At 72.3% G+C, this 18,342-nt stretch carries 17 protein-coding genes; 14 read left to right on the top strand and 3 right to left on the bottom strand.

Annotation, left to right across the window (positions count from 1 at the left end; translation table 11 throughout):
* Nucleotides 1-144 precede the first annotated feature (144 nt).
* The 8 genes from FBZ33_RS05875 (at nucleotide 145) to FBZ33_RS05910 (ending at nucleotide 9,399) form a co-directional block, all read left to right on the top strand.
* Nucleotides 145-1,485: an MATE family efflux transporter gene (locus FBZ33_RS05875; RefSeq protein WP_141908271.1), complete on the top strand. Its 1,341-nt coding sequence runs from the start codon at nucleotides 145-147 to the stop codon at nucleotides 1,483-1,485.
* A gap of 57 nt (nucleotides 1,486-1,542) precedes the next feature.
* A complete protein-coding gene (truB, locus tag FBZ33_RS05880) occupies nucleotides 1,543-2,427 on the top strand; it encodes a tRNA pseudouridine(55) synthase TruB (RefSeq protein WP_141908272.1) in 885 nt (294 codons plus the stop codon).
* A gap of 75 nt (nucleotides 2,428-2,502) precedes the next feature.
* A complete protein-coding gene (locus FBZ33_RS05885) occupies nucleotides 2,503-3,432 on the top strand; it encodes a bifunctional riboflavin kinase/FAD synthetase (protein WP_088946714.1) in 930 nt (309 codons plus the stop codon).
* A 199-nt stretch (nucleotides 3,433-3,631) separates the two neighbouring features.
* Entirely contained in the window at nucleotides 3,632-3,901 is a 270-nt protein-coding gene (gene rpsO, locus FBZ33_RS05890) for a 30S ribosomal protein S15 (RefSeq protein ID WP_030337594.1), read from the top strand.
* A gap of 227 nt (nucleotides 3,902-4,128) precedes the next feature.
* The gene (locus tag FBZ33_RS05895) at nucleotides 4,129-6,531 is read left to right on the top strand and encodes a polyribonucleotide nucleotidyltransferase (RefSeq protein WP_141908273.1); all 2,403 of its coding nucleotides are present in this window, start codon (nucleotides 4,129-4,131) and stop codon (nucleotides 6,529-6,531) included.
* A 47-nt stretch (nucleotides 6,532-6,578) separates the two neighbouring features.
* Nucleotides 6,579-7,976 carry a pitrilysin family protein gene (locus FBZ33_RS05900; protein ID WP_141908274.1) on the top strand — a complete coding sequence of 466 codons (1,398 nt, stop codon included), beginning with the start codon at nucleotides 6,579-6,581 and terminating at the stop codon, nucleotides 7,974-7,976.
* A gap of 108 nt (nucleotides 7,977-8,084) precedes the next feature.
* Nucleotides 8,085-8,852: a 4-hydroxy-tetrahydrodipicolinate reductase gene (gene dapB, locus FBZ33_RS05905; RefSeq protein WP_141908275.1), complete on the top strand. Its 768-nt coding sequence runs from the start codon at nucleotides 8,085-8,087 to the stop codon at nucleotides 8,850-8,852.
* 61 nt (nucleotides 8,853-8,913) lie between these two features.
* Nucleotides 8,914-9,399 carry a GNAT family N-acetyltransferase gene (locus FBZ33_RS05910; protein ID WP_141908276.1) on the top strand — a complete coding sequence of 162 codons (486 nt, stop codon included), beginning with the start codon at nucleotides 8,914-8,916 and terminating at the stop codon, nucleotides 9,397-9,399.
* 45 nt (nucleotides 9,400-9,444) lie between these two features.
* Here the strand turns inward: FBZ33_RS05910 and FBZ33_RS05915 are convergent, their stop codons facing one another.
* Entirely contained in the window at nucleotides 9,445-10,029 is a 585-nt protein-coding gene (locus FBZ33_RS05915; RefSeq protein WP_141908277.1) for a GNAT family N-acetyltransferase, read from the bottom strand.
* Between the two features lie 35 nt (nucleotides 10,030-10,064).
* Between FBZ33_RS05915 and FBZ33_RS05920 the strand changes: the two genes are divergently transcribed.
* On the top strand, nucleotides 10,065-11,339 hold the full coding sequence (locus FBZ33_RS05920; protein ID WP_141908278.1) for a glycosyltransferase family 87 protein: 1,275 nt from the start codon (nucleotides 10,065-10,067) through the stop codon (nucleotides 11,337-11,339).
* Here the strand turns inward: FBZ33_RS05920 and FBZ33_RS05925 are convergent.
* Nucleotides 11,238-11,789 (bottom strand): GNAT family N-acetyltransferase, encoded by a 552-nt coding sequence (locus tag FBZ33_RS05925; RefSeq protein ID WP_141908279.1) that lies wholly within the window; start codon nucleotides 11,787-11,789, stop codon nucleotides 11,238-11,240. The genes FBZ33_RS05920 and FBZ33_RS05925 overlap by 102 nt on opposite strands.
* 79 nt (nucleotides 11,790-11,868) lie before the next feature.
* On the opposite strand from FBZ33_RS05925, the gene FBZ33_RS05930 reads away from it, so the two are divergent.
* The 5 genes from FBZ33_RS05930 to FBZ33_RS05955 all read left to right on the top strand — a co-directional run bounded on the left by FBZ33_RS05930 (nucleotide 11,869) and on the right by FBZ33_RS05955 (nucleotide 18,002).
* Entirely contained in the window at nucleotides 11,869-13,098 is a 1,230-nt protein-coding gene (locus tag FBZ33_RS05930; protein ID WP_141908280.1) for a winged helix-turn-helix domain-containing protein, read from the top strand.
* A gap of 64 nt (nucleotides 13,099-13,162) precedes the next feature.
* Nucleotides 13,163-13,750, top strand: a complete 588-nt coding sequence (locus FBZ33_RS05935; RefSeq protein WP_141912431.1) for a DUF2752 domain-containing protein — start codon at nucleotides 13,163-13,165, stop codon at nucleotides 13,748-13,750.
* Between the two features lie 796 nt (nucleotides 13,751-14,546).
* Nucleotides 14,547-15,287, top strand: coding sequence for an FAD-dependent thymidylate synthase (thyX, locus tag FBZ33_RS05945; protein WP_088951523.1), 741 nt, complete (start codon nucleotides 14,547-14,549; stop codon nucleotides 15,285-15,287).
* Nucleotides 15,288-15,334: 47 nt separating this feature from the next.
* Nucleotides 15,335-16,261 (top strand): 4-hydroxy-tetrahydrodipicolinate synthase, encoded by a 927-nt coding sequence (dapA, locus tag FBZ33_RS05950; RefSeq protein ID WP_141908282.1) that lies wholly within the window; start codon nucleotides 15,335-15,337, stop codon nucleotides 16,259-16,261.
* 52 nt (nucleotides 16,262-16,313) lie between these two features.
* Nucleotides 16,314-18,002 (top strand): ribonuclease J, encoded by a 1,689-nt coding sequence (locus FBZ33_RS05955; RefSeq protein ID WP_088946724.1) that lies wholly within the window; start codon nucleotides 16,314-16,316, stop codon nucleotides 18,000-18,002.
* Nucleotides 18,003-18,084: 82 nt separating this feature from the next.
* Here FBZ33_RS05955 and FBZ33_RS05960 read toward each other — a convergent pair whose 3' ends face one another.
* Nucleotides 18,085-18,327 carry an LPXTG cell wall anchor domain-containing protein gene (locus tag FBZ33_RS05960; RefSeq protein ID WP_141908283.1) on the bottom strand — a complete coding sequence of 81 codons (243 nt, stop codon included), beginning with the start codon at nucleotides 18,325-18,327 and terminating at the stop codon, nucleotides 18,085-18,087.
* Between the last annotated feature and the right edge of the window lie 15 nt (nucleotides 18,328-18,342).

Below are 18,342 nucleotides of genomic sequence, written 5' to 3' on the forward strand. Positions count from 1 at the left end.
GGGTAGTAAGCCCTGCAAAGTGGGACGCCCGGCGCTCACTCGTGGCCACGCTCGCCTCGCCGACTAGCGTCGAACGGGGAAAGTCCCGCGTAAGTCGCTAGGTGCCTTGCACTCCTTACTGGGGCCGTGCCAGGATCGGCGGCGATGAGCCAGCCAGCCCGCACCGACACCGCGACGGCCACCAGCGGGTCCGCCTCGCCGCGCCGCATCGCCAGCCTCGCCCTGCCGGCCCTCGTGGTGCTCGCCGCCGAGCCGCTCTACGTGCTGGTCGACACGGCCGTGGTCGGTCATCTCGGCCGGGTGCCGCTCGCCGCGCTCGCCGTCGGCGGCACCGTGATGACCCTCACCGCATGGGTCGGCACCGTGGTCGCGTACGGCACCACCGGGCGCGCGGCTCGCCGCTTCGGCGCCGGTGACCGGGCCGCCGCGGTGGCTGAGGGCGTCCAGTCGTCCTGGCTGGCGTTCGGTGTCGGTCTGCTGATCGCGATCGGCATGCAGTTCGGCGGCGGCGCGCTCGCGCGTACCCTCGTCGGCGGTGGTGGCGAGGTGGCCGACGCCGCCGCGCACTGGCTGCGGATCGCGGCCCTCGGCGCCCCTGGCCTGCTGCTCGCCGCCGCCGGCAACGGCTGGCTGCGCGGTGTGCAGGACACCCGACGCCCGTTGTTCTTCGTGCTCGGCCCCAACCTGCTCTCCGCGCTGCTCTGCCCGCTGCTGGTCTATCCCGGTGGGCTGGGCCTGATCGGCTCGGCGGTGGCCAACGTCGTCGCGCAGACGCTCTGCGGGGCGCTGTTCGCCGCGGCGCTGGTCGCCGAGCGGGTGTCGCTGCGGCCCCGGCCCCACGTGATCCGCCAGCAACTGGTGCTCAGCCGCGATCTGCTGATCCGAGGGGTGGCGTTCCAGGCCAGCTTCCTCTCCGCGACCGCCGTCGCCGCCCGCTTCGGCGCCGCGGCCGTCGGCGCCCACCAGATCGCCCTGCAACTCTGGTTCTTCACCGCGCTGGTGCTCGACGCGCTGGCCATCGCCGCCCAGTCGCTGGTGGGCGCCGCGCTCGGTGCTGGCGACGACGCCGGCGCCCGGGCGCTCGCCCGCCGGATCGGGTTGCTCGGCGGCGTCTGCGGCGTCGGCTTCGCGCTGCTCATCGCCGCCGGCGCCGGCGTCGTGCCGTCGTGGTTCAGCTCCGACGCTGGCGTACGCGAGCAGGCCATGGCCGCCTGGCCGTGGTTCGTCGTCATGCTGCCGCTGGCCGGGGTGGTGTTCGCCCTGGACGGCGTGCTGATCGGCGCGGGGGACGTGCGGTACCTGCGCAACCTCACCATCGTGGCGGCGCTCGGCGGTTTCCTGCCGGCCATCTGGTTGGCGTATGCCCTCGACCTCGGGCTGGGCGGTATCTGGGCCGGGCTCACCCTGTTCGTGGTGATCCGGCTGGTCGCCCTGCTGCTGCGCCTGCGCAACGGCGGTTGGGCGGTCACCGGCGCGGTCCGCTGACCGGGTCGGCCCGCCCACACACCGCCGCGTGCCGGGCATCTGGCAGGCTTGGCCGACGTGAGCACCGATGGTCTGATTGTGGTCGACAAGCCCGGCGGCATGACGTCGCACGACGTGGTGGCGCGGATCCGCCGGCTGGCGAAGACCCGGCGGGTCGGGCACGGCGGCACCCTCGACCCGATGGCCACCGGCGTGCTGGTGATCGGTGTGGGCCGAGCCACCCGCCTGCTGACCTACGTGATCGGCGCGGGCAAGAGCTACAACGGCACCATCCGGCTGGGCCAGGCCACCGTCACCGACGACGCCGAGGGCGACGTGATCGCCACCGCGCCCGCCGGTCACCTCACCGACGACGCGATCCGGTCGGCGCTGACCGCGCTCAGCGGCGAGGTCGACCAGGTGCCGAGCGCGGTCAGCGCCATCAAGATCGACGGGCAGCGGGCGTACAAGCGGGTCCGCGACGGGGAGAGCGTCGAGCTGCCCGCGCGCCGGGTCACCATCTCCCGGCTGGAGGTGCTGGCGATCCGCCGTACCGAGCCGGACGTGGTGGACGTCGACGTCGACGTGACCTGCTCCTCCGGCACGTACATCCGGGCCATCGCCCGGGACGCGGGCCTGGCCCTCGACGTCGGCGGCCACCTGACAGCGCTGCGCCGGACCGCTGTGGGCGGCTTCACCCTCGCCGAGGCGGCGACCCTCGACGAGTTGGAGCAGCGCGCCCCGGACGTGGTGAACCTGCCGCTGGACGCGGCGGCCGACCGCTTCTTCCAGCGCCGCGAGGCGACACCCGAGGAGGCCCGGGTGCTCGCCCACGGCGGGCCGCTGGACCCGGCCGGCCTCACCGGGCCGTACGCCGTCTTCGGACCGGCCGGCGGCCTGATCGCTATCGTCAGCGAGCGGGACGGGCGGGCCCGCGCGGAGATCGTGCTCGCCCCGGCCTGACGGCGGGGAGCAGGTCCGCCGGCCCGGGGCCGGCGGTGTCGACCCGCCGGCCGGCGGGACACAGGGAGGAACGGCATGCAGCGGTGGCGGGGGTACGACGCGGCGCCCGGTGGGTGGGGACGCTCGGTCGTCACCATCGGCGTCTTCGACGGCGTGCACAGGGGGCACCAGGCGACCATCGGGCACGCCGTTGCCCGGGCCCGGGAGCTGGGCGTGCAGTCGGTGGTGGTCACCTTCGACCCGCACCCGGCCGAGGTGGTCCGCCCCGGCTCGCATCCGGCGGTGCTCACCGAGCCGGCCCGCAAGGCTGAGCTGATCGAGGCACTCGGCGTCGACGTGCTCTGCGTGGTGCCGTTCACCCAGGAGTTCTCCCGGCTGCCGGCCGAGCAGTTCGTGCACGACGTCCTGGTCGAGAACCTGCACGCGGCACTGGTGGTGGTCGGCAGCAACTTCCGCTTCGGGCACCGGGCGGCCGGCGACGTGGCCCTGTTGGAGCGGCTGGGGCAGACCTTCGGCTTCGCCGTCGAGGGCGGCCCGCTGGTCGCCGAGGACGGCACCGTCTTCTCCTCCACGTACATCCGCTCCTGCGTCGACGCGGGCGACGTGGGCGCGGCGGCCGCCGCGCTGGGCCGCCCACACCGCCTGGAGGGCGTGGTGGTCCGTGGCGACCAGCGGGGCCGGGAGCTGGGCTTTCCCACCGCCAACCTGCTCTGCCACCGGTACGCGGCGGTGCCCGCCGACGGGGTGTACGCGGCCCGGCTGATCCGCCGTGGGCAGCATGAACCGCTGATGGCGGCGGTGTCCGTGGGCACCAACCCGACCTTCTCCGGCCGGGAGCGGCGGGTGGAGGCGTACGCGCTGGACTTCTCCGGCGACCTGTACGGCGAACGGCTGGCCCTGGACTTCGTGGCGCGCCTGCGCGGCCAGATCCGCTACGACTCGATCGAGCCGTTGATCACCCAGATGAACCAGGACGTCGAGCGCACCCGGCGTGCTCTGGCCTGATCATCTCCGACCGGCGGGGCCCTGCCGAGGCCCTTGGCCGGGTGTTACCGGTGAGTGCTGGTAGTCTTGCCGAGACGTCGGGTGACCGGCGTGGGGCCTCGCGTGCCTGCTCGACGCCGCGGGTGCGAGGTACCGGTCCGTTCCCGGTCCATCGGGACGACGGACACCCACTTGATCAACCCACCGAAACAGGGAGAACATGGCGCTCGACCAGGAAGCCAAGGCCAGCATCCGTGCGGAGTACGCGACCGCCGAGGGCGACACCGGTTCGCCGGAGGTTCAGGTCGCGGTCCTCACCAAGCGGATCGCCGAGCTGACCGAGCACCTGAAGGTGCACAAGCACGACCACCACAGCCGCCGTGGGCTGCTGCTGCTGGTCGGCCGTCGCCGTCGGCTGCTCAACTACGTCCAGAAGAAGGACATTGCGCGCTACCGGTCGCTCATCGAGCGGCTCGGCCTGCGCCGGTGACGTGACGGGGGAGTGGCCGACCGGCCGCTCCCCCGTACCGCGTCCCATCTGAAGAAACACGGGCCGCGCGACCACCCGAGAGGGAGCCGGTCAGCGTACCGGTCTCCGGTAGTGGCCCCCGGGAACCCCGGCATCATGCCGGCCACCCGGGCGCTTCGATCGAAGACCGGCCGGCTGAGCAGCTCCCCGATGTCGTGGGCCCACGACGCGAAGGAGCACGACAGCACATGACCGAGACCAAACTCGGCACCGAATCCCGCACCGCCGTGATCGACAACGGGTCCTTCGGCACCCGTGAGATCACCTTCTCCACCGGTCGGCTGGCTCGCCAGGCCGCCGGTTCCGTCATCGCCCAGCTGGGCGAGACGGTCGTTCTCTCCGCCACCACCGCCGGTAAGCACCCGAAGGAGCAGTTCGACTTCTTCCCGCTGACCGTCGACGTCGAGGAGCGGATGTACGCCGCGGGCCGCATCCCCGGCTCGTTCTTCCGCCGTGAGGGCCGGCCGAGCGAGGACGCGATCCTCACCTGCCGCCTGATCGACCGGCCGCTGCGCCCGTCCTTCGTGAAGGGCCTGCGCAACGAGGTCCAGGTCGTCGAGACCATCCTCGCGCTGGACCCGCAGCACCCGTACGACGTCGTGGCGATCAACGCCGCCTCGATGTCGACCAAGCTCTCCGGCCTGCCGTTCTCCGGCCCGATCGGTGCGACCCGCGTCGCCCACATCGACGGCCAGTGGGTTGCCTTCCCGACCCTGGAGGAGCTGGCCCGCGCCACCTTCGACATGGTCGTGGCCGGCCGCACGCTCGAAGACGGCGACGTCGCGATCATGATGGTCGAGGCCGAGGCCACCCCGAACGCCGTCGCCCTGATCTCGGCCGGTGCAACCGCCCCGACCGAGGAGGTCGTCGCCAGCGGCCTGGAGGCCGCCAAGCCGGCGATCCGTGAGCTGTGCCGCGCGCAGAGCGAGCTGGCCGAGGTCGCCGCCAAGCCGGTCACCGAGTTCCCGGTCTTCCTGGACTACCAGGACGACGTGTTCGCCGCCGTGGCCGACCTGGCCCGTGGCGAGGTGGCCGAGGCGATCACCATCGCCGGCAAGGCCGACCGCGAGGAAGCCCTGGACCGGGTCAAGGCCCGGGTCGCCGAGGAGTTGGGTGCTCGGTTCGAGGGTCGGGAGAAGGAGCTCAGCGCCGCCTTCCGCTCGCTGACCAAGTCCGAGGTGCGCAACCGCGTGCTGCGCGAGCAGGTCCGCATGGACGGCCGCGGCCCGCGTGACATCCGGGCGCTGACCGCCGAGGTCGGCGTGCTGCCCCGGGTGCACGGTTCGGCGCTGTTCGAGCGGGGCGAGACCCAGATCCTGGGCGTCACCACGCTGAACATGCTCCGGATGGAGCAGATGGTGGACACGCTGTCCCCCGAGAACCGCAAGCGCTACATGCACAACTACAACTTCCCGCCGTACTCGACCGGTGAGACCGGCCGGGTCGGCTCGCCGAAGCGTCGCGAGATCGGCCACGGTGCGCTCGCCGAGCGTGCGCTGATCCCGGTGCTGCCGTCGCGCGAGGAGTTCCCGTACGCCATCCGGCAGGTGTCGGAGGCGCTCAGCTCCAACGGCTCCACCTCGATGGGTTCGGTCTGCGCGTCGACGCTGGGTCTGCTCTCCGCGGGTGTTCCGCTGAAGGCCCCGGTCGCCGGCATCGCGATGGGGCTCATCTCCGACGAGGTGGACGGCAAGACCCAGTACGTGACGCTGACCGACATCCTCGGTGCCGAGGACGCGTTCGGTGACATGGACTTCAAGGTCGCCGGCACGCCGGAGTTCGTCACCGCGCTCCAGCTCGACACCAAGCTCAACGGCATCCCGTCGGACGTGCTGGCTTCCGCGCTGCAGCAGGCGAACGAGGCCCGGCAGATCATCCTCGGTGTCATGAAGGCCGCGATCGAGGCTCCGGCCGAGATGTCGGACTACGCGCCGCGGGTCACCACCGTCAAGATCCCGGTCGACAAGATCGGCATGGTGATCGGCCCGAAGGGTCAGACCATCAACGCGATCCAGGACGAGACCGGCGCCGAGATCTCCATCGAGGACGACGGCACGATCTACGTCGGCGCCACCAACGGCCCGTCGGCCCAGGCGGCCGTCGACCGGATCAACGGGATCGCCAACCCGACGCTGCCGAAGCAGGGCGAGCGGTTCCTCGGCACGGTGGTCAAGACCGCCGCGTTCGGCGCGTTCATCTCGCTGCTGCCGGGTCGTGACGGCCTGCTGCACATCTCCAAGGTGGGCGACGGCAAGCGGGTCGAGCGCGTTGAGGACTTCCTCAACGTCGGTGACCGGGTCGAGGTCGAGATCGCCGACATCGACGCGCGCGGCAAGATCTACCTGGACAAGGTCCGGCCGGAGGGCGCCGAGGCGCCGGCCGCCGCCGGCGAGGCCGCCGGTGGCGACCGTCCGGCTGGTCGTGACCGCGGCGACCGGGCTCCGCGTGACCGCGGCGACCGCGAGCGTGGTGGCGACCGGGGCGGGCGTGGCCCGGAGCGCGGCAACGGCGGCGGCGAGGGCGGCAACGGCGGCGGCGGCGAGGGTGGCGAGGGCGGCGAGCGTCCGCGCCGCCGGACCCGGCACAGCTGACCGTCGTACAACGCATCACCCACCCCTCGTCGAACCGGGAGCAAGTCGTGAGTCGGGCCTTCAGCGCGCCGTTTCCACCGGATCGACGGGGGGTGGCCCCCTCTCGGGACACCGGGGCGGGCCGCTCCGGCGGCACCGCCCGCGCGGTGACCCGGACGCTCAGCGACGATCCGCTGGGCGGCACGGTACGACGTACCGTGCTGCCCAGCGGGCTGCGCGTCCTCACCGAGGCGATTCCGGCGATGCGCAGCGTCTCGTTCGGCGTCTGGGTGGCGGTCGGCTCGCGCGACGAGACCGGTCCGCAGGCCGGTGCCGCGCACTTCCTTGAGCACCTGCTGTTCAAGGGCACGCACAAGCGCACCGCCCTGGAGATCTCCTCGCAGATCGAGGCGGTGGGTGGCGAGACCAACGCCTTCACCACGAAGGAATACACCTGCTACTACGCCCGCGTGCTGGACGAGGACCTGCCGCTCGCGGTCGACGTGATGTGCGACCTGGTGGCCGACTCGCTGTTGGAGCCGGCCGACGTCGAGACCGAGCGTGGCGTGATCCTGGAAGAGATCGCCATGCACGACGACGAGCCCGGTGACGAGGTGCACGACCTCTTCGTCCAGGCCGTCTACGGCGACCACCCGCTGGGCCGACTGATCTCCGGCACCGCCGAGACCGTCACGCCGATGACCCGCCGGCAGATCCAGAGTTTCTACCGGGGCCGCTACACGGCACCGCAGATCGTCATCGCCGCCGCCGGCAACCTCGACCACGCCGCAGTGGTCAAGATGGTCCGCCAGGCGGTGCGTGGCACCCCCCTGGACAGCGACCCGGCCACCCCGGCGCCGTACCGCGCGGCAACCCCCACCGTACGGACGAAGCCGGCGACCACAGTGGTGGAGCCGAAGGAGACCGAGCAGGCGCACGTCATCCTCGGCTGCCCCGGCATCGACCGCCTCGACGAGCGGCGCTTCGCCCTCGGGGTGCTCAACAACGTGCTCGGCGGCGGCATGTCCAGTCGCCTGTTCCAGGAGATCCGCGAGCAGCGCGGCCTGGCGTACTCGGTCTACTCCTACGCCAGCCAGTACGCCGACACCGGCCTGTTCGCCGTCTACGCCGGCTGCGCGCCGGGCAAGGTGGACGAGGTGCTGGCCCTGACCCGCGCCGAGCTGGCCCGGGTCGCCGCCGACGGGTTGACCGAGGCCGAGGTGGCCCGGGGCAAGGGCATGAGCAAGGGCTTGTTCGTGCTCGGCCTGGAGGACACCGGTTCCCGGATGAGCCGGCTGGCCAAGGGCGAGCTGCTCTACGGCGACCTGATGCCGGTCGACGAGCTGCTCCGACGGGTCGACGAGGTCACTGTGGAGGACGTCAACGTCCTCGCTGCCGAGCTGCTCAGCCGGCCGATGTCGCTGGCCGTGGTCGGCCCCTTCGGCGCGGGCGACTTCGCGGTCTGAGGGCTGCCGCGCGGCGCGGTCGACGGCACCCCGGTGGGGCGTCCCGGCCGGTGGAGCGCACCGGATCCGGCCGGAAGGGCACGTCCCGATTGGGATAGGTTGTGCCCCGTGACTGACGAGCAGGACAAGACCCCGGCCCAGCAGCTGCGGGTCGGCGTTTTTGGTGCCCGCGGCCGGATGGGCATCGAGGTCTGCAAGGCGGTCGACGCCGCCGACGACCTCGAACTCGCGGCGTCGATCGACCAGGGCGACAGCCGCTCCGCCGTGTCCGCCGCCGAGGTGGTTGTCGACTTCACCACGCCCGATGTCGTCATGGACAACCTGCGTTGGTGCATCGACCAGGGCATCAGCGCGGTCGTCGGCACGACCGGCTTCACCGAGCAGCGGCTGGAGCAGGTGCGTGGCTGGCTGGCCGACAGGCCCGGGGTGGGCGTGGTCATCGCCCCGAACTTCGGCATCGGCGCGGTGCTGATGATGCAGTTCGCCGCGCGGGCCGCCCGGCACTTCGAGTCCGTCGAGATCATCGAACAGCACCACCCGCGCAAGCTGGACGCCCCGAGCGGCACCGCCACCCACACCGCCCGCCAGATCGCCCGGGCCCGCGCGGAGGCCGGCCTCGGCCCGGTGCCGGACGCCACCAAGGACGAGGTGTCGGGCGCGCGCGGCGCCGACATCGACGGGGTACGCGTCCACGCCGTTCGTGCCACCGGCCTCGTCGCCCACCAGGAGGTGCTCTTCGGCACCACGGGCGAGACGCTGACCATCCGGCACGACTCGTACGACAGGGCGTCGTTCATGCCGGGCGTGCTGCTGGCCGTCCGCGCGGTGCGCAACCGCCCCGGCCTCACCGTCGGTCTGGACGCCCTGCTCGACTGACGGTCCGTTCCTCCGCCACGCGGCCAAGATCTGAGCCCCCAGCTCGGGTAGCATCCGGCGGATGATCAATGGTGGACACCTGGACCGGGCCGGGCGACGGGTGACGCTCCGGCCGGTCGACGACGACAACTGGCGGGCTGTGGCCGACGTCGCCCCGCGTGACGACCAGCGCCGGTTCGTGGCCGCGCTGGGCGCGCGGTACCTGCTGCTGAGCAGCCGCTCGGAGGTGTGGACCTCGCTCGCCGTGTACGCCGACGAGACGGTCGTCGGCCACGTCATGTGGGGCGTGGACGACGACGGCTCGCACTGGATCGGCGGAATGCTTTTCGACGCCGCCGAGCAGGGCCGGGGCGTCGGCCGGGCCACCGTGCAGACGCTGGCCCCCTGGCTGGCGGCGAGGGAGGGCAACCCGCCGGTCCGCCTCTCGTACCACCCGGACAACGCCCCGGCCGCCGCCCTCTACACCTCCCTGGGCTTCCACCCCACCGGAGCGGTCGACGACGAAGAGCTGGTCGCCGAAGCCAACGGCGGGTCGGACAAGGGCTGACCGACACGGTGCAGCGGCCCGGCAGAGGCCGCCACACCGGTCGCGTCACTCTTCTGCGGGCACCTTCTCCGCCGGGACGCCGACGTGCAGGCGCACCTGAGGCACCAGCATGTCGTCGACGTCCAGCGCGCGGGCCGCGCCGTCGAGCTCCCAACCGGTGCTGGTGAGGAACTTCCGGGTCGCCTCGTCACCCTCGAACGCCCAGGCCACCGCCCGGCTCAGGCCGTCCTCCCGCCACAGGTCGACCGCGGCGGCGAGCAGCCGGCTGCCGTGCCCACGCCGGCCCCACCGCGGCTCGACCAGCAGGTCGGTCACGGCGGCCACGTCGGGGCCGAGCGCGTCGGCCGGCTCACCCGGGGCCAACGCCTCGGCGTCAGCCGGGCCGGAGGCGGCGAACCCCACCAGATACGATTGCTCGGCCTGTTCGACGGCGACCAGCACCCGGTGCGCGCCCGAGGGCGGCTCCAGCACCGCGGCGCTCCACCGCCGGGCGAGGAACGCCTCGTCCAGGTTGTCGAGCACGTGCCGAGGCAGAATGCGGCGGTACGCGACCCGCCAGGTTGCGAGCTGGATGCGTGCGATCTCGCCGGCGTCCTCGGGACGCGCCGGGCGGACGTACCCGAGAGCCATGGGACGGAAGCCTACGCAGGGCGAGGGAGACGACGGTGGCGCAGGGTGCCAACAGGACGACCGCGCAGGTCACCGGGGTGGTGGTGCTCGCCGCGGCGGTCACCGCGTTCCTCGCCGTCGCGGCGGTCCGGCACGGTTTCTTCGACCTGAAGGTCTACTACGGCGCGTTGACCTGGTGGGTGCACGACGGCGGGGAGATCTACGACTACCTCAAGCCGGGCACCCAGTACGGCTTCACGTACCCGCCGTTCGCCGCGCTGGTCATGCTGCCGATGGCGTACCTGCCGTGGACGGCCGCGATCGTGGTGAGTGTGCTCGCCAGCGTGGTCACCACCGCGGTGCTGCTCTGGTGGCTGATCGACCCGATCGCCCGCCGGGCCGGCTGGACCCGGTGGTTCGCGCCCGCCGTGGCGCTCTGCCTGGCCGCCGCGTTCGAACCGATGCGGGAGACGGTCAACTTCGGTCAGGTCAACACGCTGCTGCTGTTCCTGGTGGCCGTGGATCTGCTGCGGCTGCTGCCGGCCGGCAACCGGTGGGCCGGGGTGGGCATCGGGCTCGCCACCGCGATCAAACTGACCCCGGGTGTCTTCATCGTCTATCTGCTGGTGACCGGGCGATGGCGGGCGGCCCTCACCGCCAGCGGCACCGCCGCCGGGGTGACGCTTCTGGCCGGTGCGCTCTTCCCCGACGCGTCCCGGGAGTTCTGGACCGAGGCGCTGTGGAACACCGGCCGGGTCGGCGAGCTCGCCTTCGTCTCCAACCAGTCGCTGCGCGGGGTCGTCGCCCGGCTCGACCCGCAGCACCCGAGCACCCTGCTCTGGCTGCTGCTGGTGCTCGGCACCCTGGCGCTCTGGGCCTGGCGGTCCCGGGCCGCCGTCGCGGTCGGCGACGAGGCGACCGGCCTGGCGTTGACCGGCGCGGTGATGTGCCTGGTCAGCCCGGTCACCTGGGTGCACCACCTGGTCTGGCTGCTGCCCGCGCTGATCCTGCTGGTCGACAACGCGATGGCCGCGCCGGCCGGCCGCCGACGGCGGGTCCTGCTGGTCGCCGCGACCATCGGGTACGCGGTGCTGATCAGCCGCACCGTCTGGTTCTGGGAGAAGGACTTCACCGGGGTCGACGGCTTCCTGGGCAGCAACGCCTACGTGTGGATCAGCCTCGCGCTGCTGGCCTTCCTGCCGATCCGCCGTTGGCTGACCCCGGGCGGCTCAGCCGTCGAGGCGTCCGGCGTACCGCAGCTCGACCAGCCCGACCGGCGGGCTCCCACCGGCAAGCGGCACCTGGTAGGTCGACTGCTCACCGTCCGGTGACAACCCGGCGCGCTCACAGAATCGTCGGGCCCGCCGGTTGTCCGCCAGCACCCACAGCCGATAGTCGGTCCAGCCCCGCTCGTGCAGCCCCGCCCGGGCGGCGGCCAGGAGCGCGGTGGCGGTCCCGTCACCCCAGCACGCTGGCTCCACGTAGATCGCCAGCACCTCCCCGACCGTCGGGTCCAGGTCGTCGCGGTCCTGGTCGCGGCGGTACGGCCCGAACGTCGTGAAGCCCACGACCAACCCGTCCACCTCGCCGAGCAGGGTGGTGAACGGGTGCTCGGGGTCGGCGGTGCCAATGTCGCGACGGCGCTGTGCCCACGCCGCCACGTTCAGCCGCCGCAGCACCTCGTCCGGCATGAAGCCGGCGTAGCCCGCCTGCCAGCCGTGCACGTGCACCCGGGCGACGGCTTCGGCGTCGTCCGGCTCCTCCCGACGGATGGTCAGCATTGCACCGTTCTATGCCCCGTTGGCCGTCGCGTCCAGCTTCCCGCACCGGCGTCGTACCGATGAATTATCGTCGCCGACGATGACCGCACCGGAATCACTCTCGCTCGCCCAGGCCCGCCGCGTGGCGCTCGCCGCCCAGGGCTTCGCCGACCCTGCGCCAACCGGCGTGCCGACGCGCCGGCATCTGCGCCGGGTGCTGGACCGGGTCGGGTTGATCCAGATGGACTCGGTCAACGTGCTGCAACGCGCGCACTACCTGCCGCTCTACAGCCGGCTCGGGCCCTACCCGACCAGGTTGCTCGACCAGGCCGCCTACCGCCGCCCCCGCGAGTTGTTCGAATACTGGGGTCATGAGGCGTCGCTGGTCCCGGTCGAGCTGCACCCGGTGCTGCGCTGGCGGATGGCTCGCGCGCACAGCGATTCCTGGGGCGGCATGCAGCGGATCGCCCAGGAGCAGCCGGAGCTGGTCGCCTGGGTTCGCGACGAGGTGGCCGCCCGCGGCCCGCTGACGGCTGCCGAAATCGAGCACGACGCACCTCGGGAGACCGGCAACTGGGGGTGGAACTGGTCGGCGGTCAAACGGGCGTTGGAGTTCCTCTTCTGGGCCGGCGAGGTGACCGCCGCGGAGCGCAGCACCTCCTTCGCCCGCCGCTACGACCTGCCCGAGCGGGTGCTGCCCGCGGCGGTGCTGGCCGCGCCCACCCCGACCGACGCCGAGGCGTACCGCACGCTGGTCGCCCTCGCCGCGCGGTCGCTCGGGGTGGCCGCCGAGCCGGAGCTGCGCGACTACTTCCGACTGCCGCTGGCCGGTGCCCGCCAGGCCGTCGCGGAGCTGGCCGAGGCCGGTGAACTGGTGCCGGTCACCGTGGCGGGCTGGCGACAGCCGGCCTGGCTGCACGCGTCCGCGCGGCTGCCCCGGTGGATTCGCGGCAACACCCTGGTCAGCCCCTTCGACCCGTTGATCTGGGAACGTGCCCGCACCGAGAGGTTGTTCGACTTCAGCTACCGGATCGAGATCTACGTCCCGGCGCCACAGAGGGTCTACGGCTACTACGTGCTGCCCTTCCTGCAGGGCGACCGCTTCACCGCCCGGGTCGACCTGAAGGCCGATCGCAAGACCAGTGTGCTGCTGGTGCCGGCCGCGTGGGTCGAGCCCGGCGCCGACCCGGGGGAGACCGCTGTGGCGCTCGCCGCCGAGCTGCACCGACTCGCCGGCTGGCTCGGTCTGGACGCGGTGGAGCCGCCCACGGCCGGCGACCTGGCCGGTCCGCTCACCGCCGCGTTGACCGGCGTGTCCGGTGTACCGTGAGCGCGTGACGAGCGCTCCCGGACCGGTCGACCAGCCGCAGCCCGCCCCCGGGGCGGTTCACCCGGTGCCTGTCGGCGCGGTGTCGACCAGCTCCGGTCCGACCGGCCTGGCATCGGCCGGCGAGGTCCCGGCCGACCCGGCAGCGGGTGGCTCGGGTCCGGTCGGCTGGCCGACGCCCCCGCCGGATGGTTACGCGGCGCCGGAGCCGGACCGGATCACGCGGTTCGTGCTGCGGCTCTACGAGCGTTCACCGCGCTGGGCGGTGCCGCTGGCCGCGGTCGGTTGCGTCGCCATCGGCATGGGCTACGCGTTGCTCAGCAATCCGACCCACGCCGCCCCGGACGCCGCGCCCACCTGTCTGCTGAAGTTGACCACCGGACTGGACTGCCCGGGCTGCGGGGGCACCCGCGCACTCTGGTACGTGCTGCACGCCGACCTGCCAGCCGCCGCCCGGCACCACTTCCTGTTCGTCTTCGCGCTGCCGTTCCTCGCGTACCTCTTCGTGGCCTGGGCGGGAAACCAGGCGTTCGGTTGGCGACTGCCGGAGCTGCGACTCAGCTCGAAGGTCATCGTCGGGTTCATGGGCGCGTGGCTGGCCTTCTCGGTGCTGCGCAACCTGCCCTGGGCGCCGTTCACCTCGCTGTACGTCTGAGCGCGCCGGCGCCCTGCCGCCCGGCGCCCTGCCGCCCGACCTGCCGCCGCCCGACGGGCCGGTGCCCGGATGCGATCGGCGGGCGGCTGCGGGCTCGGCCGGCATGCGTTGTTCGTGCGTCCTTTGGAGCTGATTCGTTTACGACATCAGAGCCCCTCCGAGCGCCCACCACCCATGATCGACTCGGCATCCAGGAAACCGGGCCATCCACCCGACCCGGATACCCCGACTTCCAGGAACCCGAGTCGATCACCCCAGTGGGCAGCCGCACACCCACTCTGCGGCGCACGGCGGCCGATGTACCCCTGGATGTAGCGGGGTCGGGCGCGACGGATGCCACTACATCCAGGATGTTGCGCGATCTTGTGAGCGGAAGCGGCTGCTGAGCCGCTCGGGGTCGCTCGGGCGCGGGCCGCTCGGGTCGCTCGGGTTCGGGCCGCTCGGGCCGCTCGGGCCGCTCGGGCCGCGCGGCTAGTTCGGGTCGCTTGGGCACCTGAGCGGCGGCCGACCTTGGTCGTCGGCTGGGCTGGCCCATCCGCCCATCCGCCCATCCGCCGAGGGCTGATGTCACCAACGATTCAGCTCCAAAGGACGCCGATGGAACTGTCCGCCCCGGCCTCGACGACGGACCCCGGACCCCGGACCTCGGACCCAGACCCGGACCTCGGACCCGGACCCCGGCCGAAGCCCCGGGGCGGCGGCGGGCCCGCCGCGGCCTGAGTGATCGACATTGCACGAGGCGTGCCTGAGTTGGGGCGGGAGGCACCGCGCCACTACAGTCCCTGGCATGCCGGAGATGGTGCAGCCCCAGGTCAAGTTGATCGCGTGGACCCAGTTCGCGGCCCCGGACGACGTGCCGTGGTCGACCGACGCGGAGGGTGGCCAGGCGCTCGCCGAGTTCGCCGGCCGGGCCTGCTACCAGTCGTGGAAGAAGCCGAACCCGGCGACCGCCACCAACGCCGGTTACCTGGCGCACATCCTGGAGGTCGGGCACCTGTCGGTGCTGGAGCATGGGTCGGTCACCTTCTACTTCACCGGGGTGTCGCGCTCCTTCACCCACGAGTTGATCCGGCACCGGCACTTCTCGTACTCCCAGCTGTCCCAGCGCTACGTCCCGGAGCGGGACGCGGCCATGGTCGAGCCGGCGGTCATCGCCGACGACCCGGAGCTGCACAAGAAGTTCACCGAGGCTGCCGAGGCGAGCGTTCGGGCGTACAACGAGTTGCTGGAGGGCCTCGAAAAGCGCTTCTCCGACGAACCGAACCCCACGCTGCGCCGCAAGCAGGCCCGGCAGGCGGCCCGGGCGGTGCTGCCCAACGCCACCGAGACGCGGATCGTGGTCACCGGCAACTACCGGGCGTGGCGGCACTTCGTCGCGATGCGCGCCACCGAGCACGCCGACGTGGAGATCCGTGAGCTGGCCGTGGAGTGCCTGCGGCAGCTCCAGGACGTCGCCCCGAACGTGTTCGCCGACTTCGTGATCTCCACGCTGCCGGATGGCACCGAGGTGGCGGCCAGCCCGCACGAGGCGTCCTGAGCCCTTCCCCGGCGGGCCCCGGCTGGTCGTCCGCTAGGTTGGAGGGTATGACGCACGACCACCTCGACGCCGCGGCACGACCGGCGTCCCGCCCCTTCGGCCGGCTGCTCACCGCCATGGTGAGCCCGTTCACCCCCGACGGCTCGCTCGACCTCGACGGCGCCGCCCGGCTGGCGAGCCACCTGGTCGACGAGCAGGGCAACGACGCGCTGGTGGTCAACGGCACCACCGGCGAGTCGCCGACCACCACCGAGGCGGAGAAGGACCACCTGATCCGGGCCGTGGTGGAGGCCGTCGGTGACCGCGCCAAGGTGGTCGCCGGGGTCGGCACCAACGACACCCGGCACACCATCGAGCTGGCCGCCGCCGCCGAGAAGGCAGGTGCGCACGGTCTGCTGGTGGTGACCCCGTACTACAACAAGCCGCCGCAGAGCGGGTTGTTGCGGCACTTCACCGCGGTGGCCGACGCCACCGGCCTCCCGGTGATGCTGTACGACATCCCACACCGCTCCGGCGTGCCGATCGACACCGAGACGCTGGTCCGGCTCGCCGAGCACGGCCGGATCGTCGCGGTCAAGGACGCCAAGGGCGACCTGACCGCCACCAGCTGGGTGACCAGCCGGACCGCCCTCGCCTTCTACAGCGGCGAGGACGCCCTCGCCCTGCCGGCGCTGGCCGTCGGCAGCGTGGGCCTGGTCGGCACCTCGACGCACTTCACCGGGGCGCTGACCGCACAGATGATCGAGGCGTACGACGCGGGGGACATGCCGACCGCGCTGGCGCTGCACCGGCGGCTGCTGCCGCTGTTCACCGGCATCTTCCGCACGCAGGGCACGATCCTGGTGAAGGCGGGCCTGGCATCGCTGGGTCTGCCGGCCGGCCCGGTGCGACCCCCGCTGGTGGACGCCACCAACGACGAGATCGCCCAGCTGCGCGCGGACTTCGCGGCAGCGGGCATGGAGCTGCCCGAATGATCAAACGACACGATGGACGCCGAGTGACGGCGTCGCAGATTGAGGTGGACGCGTGACCGAGGCGCACATCGAGGCGGAACTACCCCCGCCGCTGCCGGAAGGTGGCCTGCGGATCATCCCGCTCGGCGGGCTCGGCGCCATTGGTCGGAACATGACCGTCTTCGAGTTCGACGGTAAGTTGCTGATCGTCGACTGCGGGGTCCTGTTCCCCGACGTCGAGCAGCCAGGTGTGGACCTGATCCTGCCCGACTTCGGGCCGATCCTGGACCGGCTCGCCGACGTCCAGGCGATCGTGCTGACGCACGGTCACGAGGACCACATCGGCGCGGTGCCCTACCTGCTCGCCCACAAGCCCGACATCCCGCTGGTCGGCTCACAGTTCACCCTCGCCCTGGTCGAGGCCAAGTTGGCCGAGCGGCGGATCCAGCCGTACACGCTGACCGTGCGGGAGGGCGGCCGGGAGCGGCTCGGCCCGTTCGAGTGTGAGTTCTTCGCGGTCAACCACTCGATCCCGGACGCCCTCGCGGTGGCCATCCGCACCCCTGCGGGCCTGGTGCTGCACACCGGCGACTTCAAGATGGACCAGCTCCCGCTGGACGGTCGGATCACCGACCTGGCCGGCTTCGCCCGGCTCGGCGCCGAAGGTGTCGACCTGCTCCTGTCCGACTCCACCAACGCGGAGATTCCCGGCTTCGTCACCCCGGAGCGGGAGATCGGGCCGGTGCTCGACTCGATCTTCGCGAAGGCCAAGGGCCGCATCATCGTGGCGTCGTTCGCGTCGCACGTGCACCGCGTGCAGCAGGTCTTCGACTCCGCCGCGGAGCATGGCCGCAAGGTCGCGTTGATCGGGCGGTCCATGGTTCGCAACATGGGCATCGCCAGGGACCTCGGCCTGCTCAACATCCCGGCCGGGCTGGTCATCAGCATCGACGAGGCGACCACGCTGCCGCCGGATGAGATCGTGCTGATGTCCACCGGATCCCAGGGTGAGCCGATGAGCGCGCTGGGCCGGATGGCCAGCGGCGATCACCGGCACATCACCATCGCCCCCGGCGACACCGTCGTGCTGGCCTCCTCGCTGGTGCCCGGCAACGAGACCTCGGTCTACCGGGTGATCAACCGGCTTGCCCGGGCCGGCGCGGTCGTCGTGCACAAGGACGTCGCGAAGGTGCACGTCTCCGGGCACGCCCCCGCCGGGGAGCTGCTCTACCTGCTCAACGTCGTTCGGCCCAGCAACCTGATGCCCGTGCACGGCGAGTGGCGCCACCTGCGTGCCCACGCCCGGCTCGGCATCGAGTCCGGGGTCGCCGCCGACCGGGTGGTGATCTGCGAGGACGGCGACGTGGTCGACCTGGTCGAGGGTCGCGCCACACTGGTCGGGCACGTGAAGAGCCGGTACGTCTACGTGGACGGCCTCGCCGTCGGTGACGTCAGCGAGTCGCTGCTCACCGAGCGGCGGATCCTCGGCGACGGGGGCTTCATCGCCACCACCGTCGTCGTGGACTCGGTCACCGGCAAGGTGGTCGCCGGCCCGACGCTGTCCGCGAAGGGCTTCTCCGAGGACCCGGAGGCGTTCAACCCGGTGGTCCCGCTGGTCACCGAGGCGCTCAACCGGGCCGCGGCGGACGGCATCACCGACCCGCACCAGCTCCAGCAGATCGTCCGGCGCACGGTGGGGCGGTGGGTCAACGACAAGTACCGTCGTCGCCCGATGATCGTGCCCACCGTCGTCGAGGTCTGACACACGCGTGACCGGGCCGGTCGCCGACATCCCCCATGGATGTCGGTGGCCGGCCCGGCGCTCGTTCAGGAGGTGTTCCGGCTCAGCCCCGGAACAGCCGTCGCCGCAGCACCAGCAGCCCGACCCCGAGGGCCAGCAGGGCCGCTCCGATGAGGCCGTACGTGCTGCCGGAGACACCGGTGCGGGGCAGTTGCGCCGCCTCCGGGGTGGACGTGGTCGCGGTGGCGGTCGGACCGGCCGGTGGCGGGGTGGTGGCGTCGCCGGCACCTGACCCGCCCGAGCCGCTCAGGCGCAGCGTCAGCGCGGTGTCCTTGCCGTAGCACATCGAGGCGGCACTTCC

This window comes from Micromonospora sp. A202, assembly GCF_006715105.1.
Lineage (GTDB): Bacteria > Actinomycetota > Actinomycetes > Mycobacteriales > Micromonosporaceae > Micromonospora > Micromonospora zamorensis.

Bases quoted from the DNA above. Each gene is read 5' to 3' on its own strand.
- FBZ33_RS05875 (WP_141908271.1), top strand. From the start codon at position 145: ATGAGCCAGCCAGCCCGCACCGACACCGCGACGGCCACCAGCGGGTCC.
- FBZ33_RS05885 (WP_088946714.1), top strand. From the start codon at position 2,503: ATGCAGCGGTGGCGGGGGTACGACGCGGCGCCCGGTGGGTGGGGACGC.
- rpsO (WP_030337594.1), top strand. From the start codon at position 3,632: ATGGCGCTCGACCAGGAAGCCAAGGCCAGCATCCGTGCGGAGTACGCG.
- FBZ33_RS05895 (WP_141908273.1), top strand. From the start codon at position 4,129: ATGACCGAGACCAAACTCGGCACCGAATCCCGCACCGCCGTGATCGAC.
- FBZ33_RS05910 (WP_141908276.1), top strand. From the start codon at position 8,914: ATGATCAATGGTGGACACCTGGACCGGGCCGGGCGACGGGTGACGCTC.
- FBZ33_RS05915 (WP_141908277.1), bottom strand. From the start codon at position 10,029: ATGGCTCTCGGGTACGTCCGCCCGGCGCGTCCCGAGGACGCCGGCGAG.
- FBZ33_RS05925 (WP_141908279.1), bottom strand. From the start codon at position 11,789: ATGCTGACCATCCGTCGGGAGGAGCCGGACGACGCCGAAGCCGTCGCC.
- FBZ33_RS05930 (WP_141908280.1), top strand. From the start codon at position 11,869: ATGACCGCACCGGAATCACTCTCGCTCGCCCAGGCCCGCCGCGTGGCG.
- thyX (WP_088951523.1), top strand. From the start codon at position 14,547: ATGGTGCAGCCCCAGGTCAAGTTGATCGCGTGGACCCAGTTCGCGGCC.
- dapA (WP_141908282.1), top strand. From the start codon at position 15,335: ATGACGCACGACCACCTCGACGCCGCGGCACGACCGGCGTCCCGCCCC.
- FBZ33_RS05960 (WP_141908283.1), bottom strand. From the start codon at position 18,327: ATGTGCTACGGCAAGGACACCGCGCTGACGCTGCGCCTGAGCGGCTCG.